The organism is Streptomyces sp. MK7 (assembly GCF_032658145.1).
Lineage (GTDB): Bacteria > Actinomycetota > Actinomycetes > Streptomycetales > Streptomycetaceae > Streptomyces > Streptomyces spiralis.
The window spans coordinates 20,934-37,526 of sequence record NZ_JAVACL010000028.1; the positions used below are offsets into that span (position 1 = coordinate 20,934).

The window sequence follows — 16,593 nt, forward strand, 5'->3', positions numbered from 1 at the left end:
GACCCGCATGTCCACACGCACACTCATCTCGCCGGCCCAACTCGCCCGTCCCCGGGGCAGGGTCCTGTACTGGACCGTCTTCGCGATGGTCGTCGTCGCCTTCACCCTGGTGTTCCTCGGACCGCTGTACTGGATGGCGTCCAGCGGTGTGAAGGACGCACAGGAGGTGGTCCAGACGCCGCCCACCCTGGTGCCGAAGTCCTTCACCCCGGGCAACTACAGCCGCGCCTGGGACGTCATGGGCCTGTCCACCCTGCTGTTCAACACGCTCTTCTACGCGTTCGGCGCGCTGGCCTTCCAGCTCGTCCTGGACGTCGCCGCCGCGTACTCGCTGTCCAAGCTGCGTCCGGTGCTCGGCAAGGCGATCCTCGGCATGATGCTGGCCACGTTGATGATCCCGGCCACCGTGCTGGTCGTCCCCCAGTACCTGACCGTCCTGGACGTGCCGATCGTGCACCGCAACCTGCTGAACACGCCCTGGGCGATCTGGCTGCCGTCCGTCACCAACGCCTTCAACATCTTCCTGCTGAAGCGGTTCTTCGACTCCGTCCCGAGGGAACTCCTGGACGCCGCGTCGATGGACGGCGCCTCCCCGATGCGCGTCCTGTGGTCGATCGTGCTGCCCCTCTCCCGGCCGATCCTCGGTGTGGTGTCGATCTTCGCGGTCGTCGGCGTCTGGAAGGACTTCCTCTGGCCGATGCTCACCCTGCCCGATCCGTCGAAGCAGACCCTCAACGTGGGCATCTACTCCCTCTCCAACGGCGTTCCCGTCAACGTCCTCATCGCCGCACTGACGATCGCCTCGCTGCCGACGCTGATCGTGTTCCTGGTGTTCCAGCGGAACATCATGAGCGGCCTCACCGCCGGCGGGCTCAAGGGCTGAACGGGCAACCGCCCGCTGTCCCCGCCTTCCTTCTCACAAGCCTTCGCCGCCGGTCCGTCCGACGCCCCGCAGCTCCGGGCCGGTGGCGAAGATCCGCCTTGCCCGAAAGGACCTCACGTGGCAGTCCCTCACTCGCCCCGCACCGACGACTGGTGGCGCGACGCCGTCATCTACCAGGTGTATCCGCGCAGCTTCGCCGACGGCGACGGCGACGGCACCGGGGACCTCGCGGGAGTCCGGGCGAGACTGCCCTACCTCGCGGAACTCGGCGTCGACGCCGTCTGGTTCACCCCCTGGTACGCCTCCCCGATGGTGGACGGCGGCTACGACGTCTCCGACTACCGCACCATCGACCCCGCCTTCGGCACCCTCGCCGAGGCCGAGAAGCTCATCGAGGAGGCCGCGGAACTCGGCATCCGGATCATCGTCGACATCGTCCCCAACCACGTCTCCGACCGGCACCCGTGGTTCCGCGCCGCGCTGGAGGCCGGACCCGGCAGCCCGGAGCGGGAGCTGTTCCACTTCCGGCCCGGCCGCGGCGAGAGAGGGGAGCTGCCGCCCAACGACTGGCCGTCCCAGTTCTCCGGCCCGACCTGGACCCGGGTGCCCGACGGTGAGTGGTACCTGCACCTGTTCACCCCCGAGCAGCCCGACCTCAACTGGGCCCACCCGGCCGTCCGTCAGGAGCACGAGGAGATCCTGCGCTTCTGGTTCCAGCGCGGAGTGGCCGGTGTACGCATCGACTCCGCCGCGCTGCTCGTCAAGGATCCCGCGCTCGCCGACTTCGAGGAGGGAGTGGACCCGCACCCGTACGTCGACCGGGACGAACTGCACGACATCTACCGCTCCTGGCGGGCCATCGCCGACGAGTACGGCGCCGTGTTCGTCGGCGAGGTCTGGCTCCCGGACGCCGAGCGCTTCGCGCGCTACCTCCGCCCCGACGAACTCCACACCGCCTTCAACTTCAACTTCCTCACCGGCCCCTGGGAGCCGGACCGGCTGCGTCGGGCCATCGACGACACCCTCGCCGAGCACGCACCCGTGGGGGCCCCGGCCACCTGGGTGTTGTGCAACCACGACGTCACCCGGACCGTGACCCGCTACGGCCGCGCCGACACCTCCTTCGACTTCGCGACGAAGACCTTCGGCATCCCCACCGACCTGCGGCTGGGCACCCGGCGTGCGCGCGCCGCGGCTCTGCTGACCCTCGCCCTGCCCGGCTCGGTCTACCTGTACCAGGGCGAGGAGCTCGGGCTGCCCGAGGCCGAGGTGCCGCTGGACCGCATCCAGGACCCCATGCACTTCCGCTCCGGGGGCGTCGATCCCGGACGCGACGGCTGCCGCATCCCGCTGCCCTGGAACCAGGACGCGCCCTGGTGCGGCTTCGGGGCGGGGTCCGAGCCCTGGCTGCCCCAGCCCGCGGACTGGCCCGGGTACGCCGTGGACCGTCAGAGCGCCGAGCCGGAGTCGATGCTCAGGCTGTACCAGGAGGCCCTGCGGACGCGCCGGACCGTCGCCGGCTTCGGCGACGGTCCCATGACCTGGCTGCCGGCCGACAACGGTGTCCTGGCCTTCGCCCGGACCCACGGCCTGGTCTGCGTGGTCAACCTCTCCGGGCGCCCCGCCGGACTCCCGCCGCACCGGACGCTGCTGCTGGCCAGCGGACCGCTGGCCGCCGGCGGTCTGCTGCCGCCGGACACGGCGGTGTGGCTGCGCAGCTGACCGCCGAGCCGGTACGGACGGGTCTCAGGCCGTGGCGTGGAAGGTGCGGAGGGTGTCGACCACCTCGGTGTCCGAGAGCTGGGCGAAGTCCTCGTACCACTCGCCGACCGCGCGGAAGGACCCCGGCTGCTCCAGACAGACCAGGTCGTCGGCCTCGGCGCGCAGCTCGCCCGCCGCGTGAGGGCTGCACACGGGCACGGCCAGGACGAGCCGTCCCGGGTCCTGGCGGCGCAGATGGCGCAGGGCGGCGGTGGCGGTCAGGCCGGTGGCGAGGCCGTCGTCGACCAGGACCACGGCCCGGCCGCGGACGTCCGGCGCGGGGCGGTCGCCGCGGTACACGTGCTCCCTGCGGTGCAGTTCGTCGCGCTCCCGGGCGACCTCGGAGTCGAACGCGTCCTCGGTCAGCTCCAGGGCGTCCAGGCTGCGGCTGTCGAACACCGCGGGCTCGTCGTCGACGAGGGCGCCGACGGCCGTCTCCGGACGGCCGGGAGCGCCGATCTTCCGGGCGACGAGGACGTCCAGCGGCGCGTGCAGCGCCCGGGAGATCTCGGCCCCGACGGGCACCCCGCCGCGGGGCAGGGCGAGGACCATCCGGTTGACGAGATCGCCGGAGTCCGCCCACTCCACGAGTCGGAGGGCCAGTTGCCGGCCGGCGTCGGTGCGGTCACGGAAAGGCACGGTTGTCCTCCTGGCACGAGCGTGCGGGCCGGGGCGCCCGCGGGTCAGGTCTGCTCACTGCTCGCCGCCTACGGGCTCCCTGCCTGCGGACCGGTCCTGCCGAACAGCTCCGCGTAGCGCGTCGGCAGCCGGGACAGCAGATGGTCGACCCGCCCGCCGGGGACGGCGTCGGCGACGGTGGACAGGACGGCGCACGCGTCCCACTGGGCGGTCCGCGGCCGGGCGCCGGTCTGCTCGGCCACGCGCCAGAGGAACTCCTCGAGGCCGAAGGACTCCGGGCGGCCCCGCTCCAGGTGCAGCGCCTCGTCCAGGGGCGCGGGCAGCCGAGACGCCAGGTCGTCGGCCTCCTCGGGGGTGATCCGGGTGGCGAGCACCCACAGGACGGCCGTGCTGACGTGCTCGGCCTCGTCCCGGCTGCGGTACTCCCCACGGTCGCGGACCTCGTTCAGGAACTCCTCCAGTTGCACGGCACCCTCCTGCCGTCCGCCGCCGATCCGCATGCCCGGGCTCCGGGTGCCCGCCGGCCGGCCCGGGAAACGGCTCCCGCCGTGTGGGCCGTACGGGCTCGGGTACCCGGCCGGCCGGGAGGGACCTCGCCGGCCGGCACCGGCCCCGGAGGAGTACGAGGACATCCGGAGGGAGCGGAACGATGCCGACGCGACTGATGGACCGGCAGGAAGTGTTCCGTCTCGTCGAGCAGGAGATGGCCCAGCTGGTCGAGGTGCTGCCACGGGAACCGTACGAGCTGGTCCATCTCCCGGGTGCGCTGCGGATCGGGCTGCGCGAACTGGACCGGCAGGCCCGGGAGCGGCTGGACATCGCCCGGCCCGTGATCGTCTACTGCGCCGACGAGTTGTGCGACCTGAGCCCGCGGGCGGCGGCCCGGCTCGAACAGCTCGGCTTCCGGCAGGTGTACGACTACGTGCCCGGCAAGGCGGACTGGCTCGCGGCGGGGCTGCCGAGGGAGGGAGAGCTGGCCTCCACACCGCTGTCCGGGGACGTGGCCGACCGCGAGGTGCCCGTCTGCACGGTCGACCAGTCGATCGACGCGGCCCTGGCCAGGCTGGACGAGACCGGGCGGCGGGTGTGCGTGGTGACCGACGCCGAGCAGGTGGTCATCGGCCTGCTCCGGCACGAGGACGCCGCCGGCCTCACCGGGGGAGTCGTGGACGACGTCCTGCAGCCCGGCCCGACGACGATCCGTGCCGACCAGCCGCTCGTCCCGCTGCTGGAGCGCATGGCGCGATCGGGCACGGCGGCCGTGCCGGTCACCGATCCGGAGGGACACCTCCTCGGCCTTCTGGAACGCGAGGACATCGAGCGCCTCGTCGCCCGGCGGGGGGCCGTGCCCGGCTGAACCGGAACCCGTGTCCGGCTGAACCGGAACCCGTGTCCGGCTGAGGCCGGAAAGGGACTACCGCACGGGAACGATGGCGACGGGGCAGCTCGCATGGTGCAGTACCGCGTGCGTCACCGAGCCCAGGGGCAGCCCCAGCCGGCCCTCGGCGGGGTGACGCGGAAGCACCAGGAGACCGGCCTCTTTGGAGGCATTCACCAGCGCGGAGGCGGGCGCGCCCGCGGCCAGCTCGGTGACCACGTTCACCCCGGGGAACTCCTTCCCGGCACGAGCGGCCCGGCTCAGCAGTCCGGCGTGGTCGCGCCGCTCCTGGTCCACGTCGTCCACCTGCGGCACCGTGAGGCCGGCCTGGCGCAGCGGCGTCCAGGCATGGACCAGGCGGACGGTGGCCCGGCGGCGGTCCGCCTCGGCGAGTGCGAACCGTACGGCCGGCTCGTCCCGGTCGTCGCGTATCCCGGCCACGATGTCGCCGCCCGCGGCGGGGTCCGGGGCGCCACGGGTCACGACCACCGGACGGTCGGCGTGCGCGGCCGCTTTGAGGCTCACCGAGCCGAGCAGCAGTTCGGCGAAGCCGCCCCGCCCGCGGGTGCCGAGCACGATCATGTCGGCGTCCGCTTCCTCGGCCGCGTCGAGGACGGCCTCCGCCGGGTCGCCGTGGACGAGGGTGGTGTCCACCGGCAGCCGGGGATGCCCGGAGGCGACCAGCGCCCGGCAGTCGTCCAGCATGCCGGTGGCCGCCTCGAAGACCTCCTCGGTGAGGCCCGCCCCGGTCTCGTCGTAGCCGACCTCGGGGCCGGGGCCGACGGAGTGCACGAGCCGCAGCGCCCTGCCGCTCGACTCGGCTTCGGCTGCCGCCCAGTTCAGGGCGAGCCGGGAGTGCGGCGAGTCGTCGACTCCCACGAGGACCCTGCCATGGTGTTCGTCGGTCATCGGTGTCGTTCCTTCACGCGGAGCGGGCGAGGGCGGGGATGACACCCCCGGCGAGGACGGCCCGGCGCTGCCGGTCGGAGAGCCGGTGGCGGAGGCGGTAGTGCTCGTCGCGGGTGGTGTTGTGGGCGGTGAGCGTCGAGGGGCCCTGTGGCGCCAGCGCCTGGTGGAGCCCGTCGAGGCGCAGCCGGTCGCCGGGCTGGATGCGCGCCTGGTCGGCGGGGTCGTCGAACTCCAGGGGCACGACACCGAAGTTGGCCAGGTTCTGCCAGTGGATCCGGGCGTAGGACTTCGCGATCACCGCACGCAGCCCCAGGTACCGCAGGGTGATCGCGGCGTGTTCGCGGGAGGAGCCCTGCCCCCAGTTCTCGCCCGCGACGATCACATGGCCGCCGTTCTCCCGCAGTTCGGCCGCGCGCCGGGGATAGTCGGCGTCGAGCCGGGTGAGGGTGAACTCGGAGAGTTTGGGGATGTTGGAGCGGTAGGGGAGCGCCCTGGCCCCGGCGGGTGAGATCTCGTCCGTCGAGACGTCGTCGCCGGCCGTCAGCAGGACCGGGACGTCGATGGTGTCGGGCAGGGGATCCAGCTCCGGCAGGGCGGAGATGTTGGGGCCGCGTTCCAGCGGGATGCGGGCGGCTTCGTCGGGCGGCGGCGGGGACTCGAGCATGGCGGCGTTCACCGTGGCCTTCTCCGGCAGCTCCAACTCCGGGTACGGCACATGGTGTTCGGCCGCCCAGTCGCGCGGGTCGGTGATGGTGCCGGTCAGCGCGGAGGCCGTCGCCGTCTCCGGGGAGCAGAGCCAGACCGCGTCCTCCTCGGTGCCCGAGCGGCCGGGGAAGTTGCGGGGGAAGGTGCGCAGCGAGTTCCGGCCGGCGGCGGGGGCCTGGCCCATGCCGATGCAGCCCAGGCAGCCCGCCTGGTGCAGCCGCGCGCCGGCCGCCAGCAGGTCGAAGGTGGCGCCCGCGCGGGTGAGGTCCTGGAGGATCTCCCGCGAGGTCGGGTTGACGTCGAAACTCACCGCCGGAGAGGTCTGCCGGCCGCGCACCATGGCGGCCGCCATGGCGAAGTCGCGCAGCCCCGGGTTGGCGGAGGAACCGATCACGGCCTGTCCGATCGGTTCGCCCGCCACCTCGCGCACGGCGACCACGTTGCCCGGCGAGGTGGGCCGGGCGATCAGCGGCTGAAGACCGGACAGGTCGATGTCCTCCTCCAGGTCGTAACGGGCACCGGGTTCGGCGGCGATCTCCCGGAAGTCGTGCTCGCGGCCCTCGGTGCGCAGAAAGGCGCGCACGGCCTCGTCGGCGGGGAACAGCGACGTGGTGGCGCCCAGTTCGGCACCCATGTTGGCGATCACGTGCCGGTCCATCGCGGTCAGGTGGGCCAGCCCCGGGCCGTGGTACTCAAGGACACGGCCCACGGCGCCCTTGACCCCGTGCCGGCGCAGCATCTCCAGGATCACGTCCTTGGCGCCGGCCCACTCGGGCAGGGTGCCGGTGAGCCGTACGCCCCAGATCTGCGGCATGCGCACGTACAGCGGCTGTCCGGCCATGACCAGCGCCACCTCCAGACCGCCGACGCCGATGGCCAGCATGCCCAGTGAGCCCGCTGCACAGGTGTGGGAGTCGGAGCCGGCCAGGCTCTTGCCGGGGACGCCGAAGCGCTGCATATGGGTCGGGTGCGAGACGCCGTTGCCGGGCTTGGAGTACCAGATGCCGTAGTGCCGGGCGGCCGAGCGCAGGAAGGCGTGGTCCTCCGCGTTGCGCTCGTCGGCCTGGAGCAGGTTGTGGTCGACGTACTGCACGCTCAGTTCCGTGCGCACCCGCTTCGGGCCGAGCGCCTCCAGCTCCTGCATCACCAGCGTCCCGGTGGCGTCCTGGGTGAGGGTCTGGTCGATCCGCAGGCCGATCTCCTCCCCGGCGGTCATGCGGCCCTCGACCAGGTGCTCCTCGATGAGCCGGTGCGCCACCGTCCCGCCCGAACGCCGCTCGGTGACCATCGCGTCCGCCCCTTCCCGGTGTGGGTCCACGCTCGCCCGGCCGGGCGCGCGCCCGACCGGATTCCCCGGACGTATCCCGCGTACCCGTCCCCGCGCGCCGTACCGCGGTTGGCCGTGATCCGGCCGGGTACCCGGGCGCGCGTCAGGGGGCAGCACGCGCGAGCGCCTGGAGGACGCACGCCATGACCGACGACAAGCCCCGGCGGACCGGAGGCCACCGGACCCCTCGATGGGCGGCACGGGACGACGACGCCCCCCGGACGCGGGAGCCGGTGCCGCGGGCGCGCTCCGGCATGATCGGCCGCCGCTTCCCCCGGACCGGCACCGAGCCGGCCACCGCGCAGAGCCCGCTGGGGCTGCGACTGCTCCTGTCCTCCGTCTTCGTGCCGCTGTTCTGCGCGGCGGCAGCGTTCTTCGGGCTCTGGGCGGCCGACTGGAGCCCCGGCGGCAGCCCGGGCCGCGGCGCGCTCGTCGCTCTCGCCGCCGTGTGCGCGGCGCTCGCCGTACTGGCGGCGGTCGATCTGGCGGTGGTGGTGCGCCGGATGCGGCGCGAGCGCGGGGCCTGATCGTCGCCCGACCGCGCCGGTCACGGTCATGGGCGGGTCGTCTCAGGTCACGGTCACGGACGGGTCGTCTCGTCGTCTCACGGACGGGTCGTCTCCGCGTACCGCTGGCGCTCCGCGCACCACTCCCTGGCGATGTCGACGAGCTGGTCGAGCGCGTCCGGTTCCTGGAACAGGTGGGTGGCCCCGGGCACCACGCGCACGGCGTGGGGCACGTGCAGCCGGTGGGCCGCCCTCTCGGTCAGCCTCAGCACTCCCGGCTCCCGTCCGCCGGCCACGAACAGCACCGGTACGCGGACCCGCTTGATCGTGTCGGTACCCGGGTCGGGCAGGCCGCCCCACAGCACCACCGTCAGCACCCGGTCCGGCAGGTCCGCAGCGGCTTCGAGCACCGAGCCCGCCTGGGTGCCGACCCCGAACAGGATGACCGGCAGGGCCCGCGTGTCGGGCTGGATCTTGACCCAGTCGACCGTGGCCACCAGGCGGCGGGACAGCAGCGCCACGTCGAAGAGGTGCTCACCGCTCTCCGTGGCCCTGCGCTCCTCCTCCCTCTTGCTGAGCAGGTCCACCAGCAGGGTCGCGATCCCGGCCGCGTGCAGGCGGGCGGCGATCGACCGGCTGTGCGCGTTCTGCCGGGAACTGTCGACGCCGTGCGGGAGCACCGCGATCGCCTCGGCCGCCGCCGGAACGGACAGGTCGCCGTCCAGGTTGACACGATCGGCGGGCACCGACACCGTCTCGGACATCATGGGTCATCACTCCCCGGCACTTGGCTTCGTGGGCGAACACATCCACACCGGGTCCGGGTACCCGCCCAGGACGCCCGGATTGCCCTGGTTCGCTGCGGGAATCCGGCAGGGGACGGCCGGCTCGGGAATCCGGCAGGGGATCGGCCGGAGGGCCGTCACCGCTGGTAGAGCCCGACCAGGGTGCCGCTGGCGAGTTGCCGCTTCTCGACCTCCTCGTGCACCTGGGTGGCGCTGGGCGCGTCGGGGAGGACGCAGGGCTCCTTCAGCGCGTACAGGCGGAAGAAGTAGCGGTGCGGCTCGTCGCCCGGCGGGGGATGCGGTCCGCCCCAGCCCCGTTCGCCGTAGCCGTTGACCAGTTCGGTGCCGCCGGGCGGGCACTCGCCGGTGGCGACACCCTCGCTGTGGGGATCGATACCGACCACGGCCCAGTGCACGAACGTGCCCGAGGGTGCGTCGGGATCCTCGCACAGCAGCACGAGCTCGGCCGCGTCGTCCGGCGCGCCGCTCCACCTCAGCGGTGGGGAGACGCTCTCGGCCTCGAACGCGTACCGGCGCGCGATGAAGGCGTGATCGTTGAAAGCGCTGCTGGAGAGTTCGATGCCAGCCATGCCTGCCGGGGTACCCCTCGGCGGTCGTCCCTACCCGAGGACGCCACCGTGGCGCGGCGCACGGCCGCGGTCCGCGGCGGTGAGGGGCGGGGGCGGGCCCCTCACCGCCGGGAACTCACAGGTACTTCTTCAGCTCGCGGCGGGCCAGCGACCGCTGGTGGACCTCGTCCGGGCCGTCGGCCAGCATCAGGGTGCGCGCGCCCGCGTACAGCTCGGCCAGGGGGAAGTCCTGGCTGACGCCGCCCGCGCCGTGCAACTGGATCGCCCGGTCCAGGATGCCGACCACCGTGCGCGGCGTGGCGATCTTGATGGCCTGGATCTCGGTGTGGGCGCCCTTGTTGCCCACGGTGTCCATCAGCCAGGCCGTCTTCAGCACCAGCAGCCGCAGCTGCTCGACCTGGACCCGGGCGTCCGCGATCCAGTTCTGGACGACGCCCTGCTGGGCCAGTGCCTTGCCGAACGCGGTACGGGACACCGCGCGCCGGCACATCAGCTCGATCGCCCGTTCGGCCATGCCGATCAGCCGCATGCAGTGGTGGATGCGGCCCGGGCCGAGGCGGGCCTGGGCGATGGCGAAGCCGCCGCCCTCCTCGCCGATCAGGTTCGACACCGGCACGCGCGCGTGGTCGAAGACCACCTCGGCGTGGCCGCCGTGGTAGTGGTCCTCGTACCCGAAGACCTGCATGGCCCGCTCGACGGTGACACCGGGGGTGTCGCGCGGCACCAGCACCATCGACTGCTGGCGGCGGATGTCCGCCCCGTCCGGGTCGGTCTTGCCCATGACGATGAAGATCTGGCAGTCCGGGTGCATGGCGCCGGAGATGTACCACTTGCGGCCGGTGATGACGTACTCGTCTGTGCCGTCGGAGGCTCGCTCGATGTGCGTGGTGATGTTGGTGGCGTCCGAGGAGGCCACCTCCGGCTCGGTCATCGCGAACGCCGAGCGGATCTCGCCCGCCAGCAGCGGCTGAAGCCACTGCTTCTTCTGCCGCTCGTCGCCGAACTGGGCCAGCACCTCCATGTTGCCGGTGTCCGGGGCCGCGCAGTTGGTGGCGGTGGGCGCCAGCTGCGGGGAGCGGCCGGTGATCTCGGCGAGCGGCGCGTACTGGAGGTTGGTCAGGCCGGCGCCGTACTCGGCGTCCGGCAGGAACAGGTTCCACAGGCCCTGCCGGCGCGCCTCCGCCTTCAGCTCCTCCACCACCGGCGGGTCCTGCCACGGCGAGGCGAGCCGCGCGCGCTGCTCGTGCGCGACCTGCTCGGCGGGGTACACGTACTCGTCCATGAAGGCCAGCAGCCTGGCGCGCAGCTCCTCGGTGCGCGCGTCGAACGCGAAGTCCATGATGGTCAGCCCTCCTGAAGGCCTTCGTGCAAAGTGGTGAGGCCGTGCCGGATGAAGACGGGAACGAGGTCGCCGATGCGGTCGAAACCGCGGCCGACCGTCTGGCCGAGCGTGTACCGGTAGTGGATGCCCTCCAGGATCACCGCGAGCTTGAACCAGGCGAACGCCGTGTACCAGTCGACGGCGCCGACGTCGCGCCCCGAGCGCGCGGCGTACCGTGCGATCAGCTCGGTGGGCGAGGGGTGCCCGGGGGCCTGGGCGGTGGTGGACACGGGCGAGTCGGGCATGCCCAGCGGGGTGGAGTACATCACCAGCAGGCCCAGGTCGGTGAGCGGGTCGCCGAGCGTGGACATCTCCCAGTCGAGGATCGCCTTGATCCTGTCGGTGCCCTCCACGGTCCCGATCAGGACGTTGTCGAGACGGTAGTCGCCGTGCACCACGGTGGGCGCGGGGGAGACCGGCAGCCGCCGGCCGAGAGCGGCGTGCAGTTCGTCGATGCCGGGCAGGTCGCGGTTGCGGGAGGCGTCCAGCTGCTTGCCCCAGCGCCGCAGCTGCCGGTCCAGGAACCCCTCGGGCCGGCCGAAGTCGCCGAGGCCCACGCCGTCGGGGTCCACCGCGTGCAGCTCCACCAGGGTGTCGACGAGCGACAGCACCGCGTTCCGGGTGCGCTCCTCGCCCAGCGGGGCGAGCTGGTCGGCGGTGCGGTAGGGGGTGCCCTCGACGAACTCCATGACGTAGAACGGTGCCCCCAGCACGTCCTCGTCCTCGCACAGCAGCACCGGGCGGGGCACCGGCACGTTCGTGGGGTGCAGGGCGCTGATCACCCGGTGCTCACGCCTCATGTCGTGCGCGGTGGCCAGCACATGGCCGAGCGGAGGCCGCCGCACGACCCACTTCGAGACGCCGTCCGAGAGCGCGTACGTCAGGTTCGACCGTCCGCCCTCGATCAGCCGGCCGGTCAGGGGGCCGCGCACCAGGCCGGGCCGCTCACGGTCGAGCAGCCCGCGCAGCCGGTCGAGGTCGAGTCCGGGCGGGTGGTCAGGGCTCATCGAACGCTCCTGGGAACGAGACGACAACATCAGGTCACGACCATCATCCTGACTAGTCGGTATGTCGTCCAGTCCGGGGTGTGCCATGTGCGGCATCTCGCAGCGGCCCGCATCAGCGCAGCGCGGCGGCCACCAGGCCGCGTACGTCCCCGGGCGAGACGCTTCCGCCGTTCACCAGGCGATCGAAGACGAGGCCGTCCATGCAGGTCAGCAAGGTGACCGTGCGGTCCTCGACGTCGCTGACGCCCTGCGCGGCCAGGAAGGCGCGCACCACGTCGCGCCCGGCGTTCTCGCGCGGCGTGAGGATCTCCCGCAGTTCCGGATGGTGCACGCTCTCGATGGCGCAGGCGTAACGGGCCAGGGAGCGCCGCCGTCCGTCCCCCGTGAGCCGGCGCTCCATGAAGGCGGTGATCCCGGCCACGAGTTCCTCGGTGTCGCGCGGCACCGGCGTCCTCCTTCCGGTCTCCTCCAGCTCCGCCTGGTCGCGTTCGACCAGGCGCCGTACCAGGGCGGTGAGCAGGGCCCGACGCGTGCGGAAGTAGGCGGAGGTCGTGCCGGGAGGCACCTCGGCCTCCCGGTCCACCGCGCGATGGGTCAGCCCGCGCATCCCGCCGCGGGCGAGCACGTCGATGGCGGCGTCGGCGAGGACGGCGCGTCGGTCCCTGGGCACCCCTCATTTCTACACCCCTGTTTCTACAGCTGTAGAGGGGCGGGGGCGGGCGTGTCTTCGGCATGGCGCTTCTACACCTGTAGAAGACCGGGCGTCGCGGGTTGCGCAGCGGGGATCGGGAGGACGGACATGGGTGACGGCGCGGTGGTGGTCGGCGGGGGCATCGGCGGGCTGGCCGCGGCCGCCGGTCTGCGGCAGGCCGGCTGGGAGGTGACGGTGCTCGAACGCGCCCGGGAACTCGCGGACGTGGGCGCGGGCATCTCGCTGCACGCCAACGGCATGCGCGCCCTGGACGCCCTCGGTGTCGGCGACGCCGTACGCGCGGCCGCCCGGCCCCAGTACACCGGGGGCACCCGCACTCCGGACGGCGGATGGCTGGCCAGGATGGACGGAGCCGCGCTCGAACAGGCGCTGGGGACGCCGATCGTCGGCATCCCCCGCGCCCAGCTGCACCGCGTGCTGCGCGCCGCGCTGCCACCCGAGTGCCTGCGCATCGGGACGGAGGCGGCGTCCGTCGAGGAGGACGGCCCCGGCCGGCTGCGCGTGACCGCGGGCGAGAGCACCACCCTCCGGGCCATCCTCCGCCACGCCGGCTGGACGCCACCGGCCCGCTCCTGAGACGGGGTCGCGCGGGCCGCGCGTGCCCGCCTGGGCGGCCTGGTGCTGGGCCGAGCGCGTCAACTCCGCCGTCACCAAGGAAGTTCCCGCGCTTCAGGAACGCCCCGAAGCGCGGCTACTGGAAGGGCGGACCGTCGGGCAGGGTCCGCATCGACCTTTCTTTCCCGGACGACTGAGGACCCCACGGCGCACCGCGACCAGCCGTACACCCCCTACGCCTCGCGGCTGTGGTCGCACGTCCGGGACACCGGCTCGGCGCCGGGGGAGCCCGCGGCGACCTCCTCGGAGGCCGGATCCCGGTCGTCGCCGAGGACCTGGTCGCCGTACAGGTCCTCCAGCCAGGTCCGCTGGTAGATCGTGTCCAGGTAGCGCTCGCCGAGGTCCGGGGAGATGGCCACCGCGGTGAGACCGCGGGTCTCGTTCCGGGCCAGCCAGTCCATGGCACCGCTGACCACCGTCCCGGTGGAGCCGCCGAACAGGAACCCGCGGCGGGCCAGCCGGTGGCAGGCGCGGATGGTGTCCGCCTCCTCCACCCGGATGACCTCGTCGACGTAGGACTCGTCCAGCAGCGGCGGGCGCATGCTCATGCCGAGGCCGGGGATCATCCGCCGGCCCGGCTCGCCGCCGAAGGCGACCGAGCCGACGGTGTCCACCGCCACGATCCGCACCGGCCGGTGCCACTCGCGGAAGTAGCGGGCGCACCCCATCAGGGTCCCCGTGGTCCCCGCCCCCACGAACAGCACGTCCAGCCGCGGGAACTGGCGGGCGATCTCCGGCGCCGTACGGCGGTGGTGCGCCTGCCAGTTGCCCGGGTTGGTGTACTGGCTCAGCCACACGTACCGCTCGTCGGAGGCGCACAGCGAGCGGACGTAGTCGATGCGGGCGCCCAGGAACCCGCCGTTGGCGTCCAGGTCGGAGATGACCTGGACCTCGCTGCCCAGCGCCTCCATCAGCAGCCTGGTCGACAGGTTGCAGCGGGAGTCCGTCACGCACAGGAACCGGTAGCCCTTGCTGGCCGCGATCATGCTGAGCGCGACCCCGAGGTTGCCGGAGGAGGACTCGATCAGGACCGAGTCCTCGGACAGCAGTCCCTCCTGCTCCGCCGACTCCACCATCTCGACCGCGGCCTTCAGCTTGATCGAGCCGGCGAAGTTGAAGCCCTCGCACTTCAGGTAGAGCGAGCGCCCGAAGATCGGCTGGAGGTCGACGTAGAGCTGGCCTTCGTTGAAGGCGTGGGGAGCGGTGATGACGGGCACGCTGGCCTCCTGATGCCTGGGCCGAGGGGAGGGACGATCAGCCGAGAGGTCGATCACCCGTACCGGCACAGCTCGTGGAAGAAGTCGTCGACGACGCGGAGCCGCCCGGAGCGGGCCACCTCGTCGTGGACGAACTTGCCGACGGCGAGATCGAGGACGCCGAGGCCGAAGGGGGAGAAGATCACCGTGCGGTCGGCCGGCGGCTCCACCCGGCCGGTCAGGACGTCGTCGAGGGTGCCGTCCAGGAAGTCCCGGCCCCCGGTGAGCTGTTCGGTCAGGTGCGGGGAGGTGCCGGCCTTCAGACAGTGCTCGACGTCGTCGACGAAGTTGGCCGAGCCGAGCAGGATCCGCGGGTCGAGGTCGCGCAGCGACACGTGCAGGACCACCGGGTGGTGCGCGAACCAGGACGGCTCAGCGACGTGCGGTTCGCCCGCGACGGTGGCGAAGACCACCAGGTCGCTGGAGCGGATCAGCTCCTCGGGGCTGTCGTGCACGGTGACCGCGCCCAAGGACCCGGCCCCCTCGGCGCCGGCCTGCTTCAGGTAGCCGCAGAAACCGGCGGCGCTGCCGGCGGACACGTCGTACACGCCGACGGTGTCGAAGCTCCAGCCGGTGCCGGTGAGGAAGGTGTGGATGTAGCGGGCGATCAGGCCGGCGCCGAAGAAGCCGACCCGGGTGGGCCGGGTCCGGTTGCGGCTGAGCCGGTCCGCGGCCAGGGCGGCGGAGGCCGCCGTCCGGGTGGCGCTGATGATGGAGCTCTCCAGACAGGCGAACGGGTAGCCGGTGGCGGGGTCGTTGAGGATCAGCACCGCCGAGGCCCGCGGCACTCCGGCCGCGACGTTCTCCGGAAAACTGGAGATCCACTTCAGGCCGTCCACGGCCACCGGGGCGCCGACGGAGGCCGGCAGCGCGATGATCCGGGACGTGGGCCGGTCGGGAAAGCGCAGGAAGTACGACGGCGGGTTCACCGTCCGCCCGGCGCCGTGCAGCCGGTAGGTGGCCTCGACCAGGTCCACGATCTCCCGCTCGCGGCCGTGCAGCGCCTGCTGCACCTGCGCGCCGGAGATCACCGCGAAGGACGGCACGGGCGCCGGGCCGGCGGTGCCCGTCCCGGGGGCGGGGGACGTCGCGGGAGTCACGGGGGTCACAGGGGTCATCGCCGGGTTCCCTCCGGGGTCGGGCGGCCCTCGGCGAGCAGCCGGGGCTCGGCCATGGCGACCAGCACCTCGCGTTCGCCGGTGAAGGGCTCCCTGCTGTGCGCGGTGCGGATGTTGTCGACCAGCAGCAGGTCGCCGGGCTGCCACGGCTCGCGCCGGGTGTGCTCCTCGTAGGTGGCGTTGAGCAGTTGCACCACGTCCTCCCCGATCGGCGTGCCGTCCCCGTAGCGGGTGTTGAACGGCAGCCCGTCCTCGCCGTACTCGTCCACCAGGTACTCGCGCACCTCCGGCGCCAGCGTCCACTGGTTGAGGAAGGCGATCTGGTTGAACCAGCAGCGGCGGCCGGTGACCGGATGCCGCAGGACGGCGGCGCGGCGCTGCCGGGTGCGCAGCGACCCGTCGGGCTGCCAGGCGAAGTCGATGGCGTGGGCGCGGCAGTAGTTCTCCACCGTCTCCCGGTCCTGAGAGCCGAACGACTCGGCCAGGGACGCCCCGATCTCGTCGTTGTAGCTGCGGGTGAGCAGCCAGCCCTCGCGTTCGAACCGCTCGGTCAGCTCGGCAGGCAGCGCCCGCAGCACCGCCTCTCCGTCGGCCACCGCGGTCGCCCCGCCACCCGCGGGCGCGGTGAGACACGCGAAGAGCATCAGGCCCGGCACCCGGAGGGCGTAACTCAGCTCGTGGTGCATGCACATCGGCTGGTTGTCCGGCCAGGCCGTGGAGGAGTACAGCCCCGCGCCGTACGACGTCCGGGGAGCGAACGCCTCCCGCTCGGCCATGAGCTCACCGCCCAGCCCGGCGAAGACCGCCCGGACCTGCTCCGGCTCCCGCAGCCCCAGGCCGCGCACCAGCACCGCGCCGTGCTCGGTGACCTGCGCGCGCAGTGCCGGACGGTACTCCGCCGCCCAGCCGGCCGCGTCGACCGGGGGTTCGACGTGCAGGACCGGCGGCCGGTCCGGTCGCAGCTCCACCTCCAGCACTGACGCCGGGGACGAGAACGACATCTCGGTTTCCTTTCGTCGGG

Annotated in this window: 16 protein-coding genes and 1 pseudogene; 5 read left to right on the forward strand and 12 right to left on the reverse strand. The window is 72.8% G+C overall.

Annotated features, from left to right (window positions below; translation table 11 throughout):
• The first annotated feature begins 7 nt into the window (after nt 1-7).
• Complete coding sequence (locus R2S09_RS26395) at nt 8-883, forward strand: carbohydrate ABC transporter permease (protein ID WP_306187766.1); 876 nt, start codon at nt 8-10, stop codon at nt 881-883.
• Between the two features lie 117 nt (nt 884-1,000).
• A complete protein-coding gene (locus R2S09_RS26400; RefSeq protein WP_316743644.1) occupies nt 1,001-2,605 on the forward strand; it encodes a glycoside hydrolase family 13 protein in 1,605 nt (534 codons plus the stop codon).
• Nucleotides 2,606-2,629: 24 nt separating this feature from the next.
• Here R2S09_RS26400 and R2S09_RS26405 read toward each other — a convergent pair whose 3' ends face one another.
• Nucleotides 2,630-3,283: a phosphoribosyltransferase gene (locus R2S09_RS26405; protein ID WP_316743646.1), complete on the reverse strand. Its 654-nt coding sequence runs from the start codon at nt 3,281-3,283 to the stop codon at nt 2,630-2,632.
• Between the two features lie 68 nt (nt 3,284-3,351).
• The gene (locus R2S09_RS26410) at nt 3,352-3,750 is read right to left on the reverse strand and encodes a DUF2267 domain-containing protein (RefSeq protein WP_316743707.1); all 399 of its coding nucleotides are present in this window, start codon (nt 3,748-3,750) and stop codon (nt 3,352-3,354) included.
• 182 nt (nt 3,751-3,932) lie between these two features.
• Between R2S09_RS26410 and R2S09_RS26415 the strand changes: the two genes are divergently transcribed.
• The gene (locus R2S09_RS26415; RefSeq protein ID WP_316743648.1) at nt 3,933-4,640 is read left to right on the forward strand and encodes a CBS domain-containing protein; all 708 of its coding nucleotides are present in this window, start codon (nt 3,933-3,935) and stop codon (nt 4,638-4,640) included.
• A gap of 57 nt (nt 4,641-4,697) precedes the next feature.
• Here the strand turns inward: R2S09_RS26415 and R2S09_RS26420 are convergent, their stop codons facing one another.
• Nucleotides 4,698-5,570: a universal stress protein gene (locus R2S09_RS26420; protein ID WP_306187759.1), complete on the reverse strand. Its 873-nt coding sequence runs from the start codon at nt 5,568-5,570 to the stop codon at nt 4,698-4,700.
• A 13-nt stretch (nt 5,571-5,583) separates the two neighbouring features.
• A complete protein-coding gene (locus R2S09_RS26425) occupies nt 5,584-7,563 on the reverse strand; it encodes an aconitate hydratase (protein WP_316743650.1) in 1,980 nt (659 codons plus the stop codon).
• Between the two features lie 293 nt (nt 7,564-7,856).
• Here R2S09_RS26425 and R2S09_RS26430 point away from each other — a divergent pair, with 293 nt between their 5' ends.
• Entirely contained in the window at nt 7,857-8,129 is a 273-nt protein-coding gene (locus R2S09_RS26430; RefSeq protein ID WP_316743708.1) for a DUF6343 family protein, read from the forward strand.
• A gap of 77 nt (nt 8,130-8,206) precedes the next feature.
• Here R2S09_RS26430 and R2S09_RS26435 read toward each other — a convergent pair whose 3' ends face one another.
• From R2S09_RS26435 to R2S09_RS26455, 5 genes are all read right to left on the reverse strand, one after another.
• Complete coding sequence (locus R2S09_RS26435) at nt 8,207-8,875, reverse strand: dienelactone hydrolase family protein (protein ID WP_316743652.1); 669 nt, start codon at nt 8,873-8,875, stop codon at nt 8,207-8,209.
• A 155-nt stretch (nt 8,876-9,030) separates the two neighbouring features.
• A complete protein-coding gene (locus R2S09_RS26440; protein WP_316743654.1) occupies nt 9,031-9,483 on the reverse strand; it encodes a YbhB/YbcL family Raf kinase inhibitor-like protein in 453 nt (150 codons plus the stop codon).
• A 115-nt stretch (nt 9,484-9,598) separates the two neighbouring features.
• On the reverse strand, nt 9,599-10,822 hold the full coding sequence (locus R2S09_RS26445; RefSeq protein WP_316743655.1) for an acyl-CoA dehydrogenase family protein: 1,224 nt from the start codon (nt 10,820-10,822) through the stop codon (nt 9,599-9,601).
• A 5-nt stretch (nt 10,823-10,827) separates the two neighbouring features.
• Nucleotides 10,828-11,871: a phosphotransferase family protein gene (locus R2S09_RS26450; RefSeq protein ID WP_306187750.1), complete on the reverse strand. Its 1,044-nt coding sequence runs from the start codon at nt 11,869-11,871 to the stop codon at nt 10,828-10,830.
• A gap of 112 nt (nt 11,872-11,983) precedes the next feature.
• A complete protein-coding gene (locus tag R2S09_RS26455; RefSeq protein ID WP_306187748.1) occupies nt 11,984-12,541 on the reverse strand; it encodes a TetR/AcrR family transcriptional regulator in 558 nt (185 codons plus the stop codon).
• Between the two features lie 129 nt (nt 12,542-12,670).
• Between R2S09_RS26455 and R2S09_RS26460 the strand changes: the two are divergent.
• A pseudogene (locus R2S09_RS26460) lies at nt 12,671-13,102 on the forward strand (FAD-dependent oxidoreductase); the annotation flags it as partial.
• Between the two features lie 269 nt (nt 13,103-13,371).
• Here the strand turns inward: R2S09_RS26460 and sbnA are convergent.
• The 3 genes from sbnA to R2S09_RS26475 are packed head-to-tail and all read right to left on the reverse strand — an operon-like array spanning nt 13,372 to nt 16,573.
• Nucleotides 13,372-14,415: a 2,3-diaminopropionate biosynthesis protein SbnA gene (sbnA, locus tag R2S09_RS26465; protein WP_306187746.1), complete on the reverse strand. Its 1,044-nt coding sequence runs from the start codon at nt 14,413-14,415 to the stop codon at nt 13,372-13,374.
• Between the two features lie 53 nt (nt 14,416-14,468).
• Complete coding sequence (gene sbnB, locus R2S09_RS26470) at nt 14,469-15,572, reverse strand: 2,3-diaminopropionate biosynthesis protein SbnB (RefSeq protein WP_316743657.1); 1,104 nt, start codon at nt 15,570-15,572, stop codon at nt 14,469-14,471.
• Nucleotides 15,569-16,573 carry a TauD/TfdA family dioxygenase gene (locus R2S09_RS26475; protein WP_316743659.1) on the reverse strand — a complete coding sequence of 335 codons (1,005 nt, stop codon included), beginning with the start codon at nt 16,571-16,573 and terminating at the stop codon, nt 15,569-15,571. Before R2S09_RS26475 ends, sbnB begins: the two co-directional genes overlap by 4 nt.
• Between the last annotated feature and the right edge of the window lie 20 nt (nt 16,574-16,593).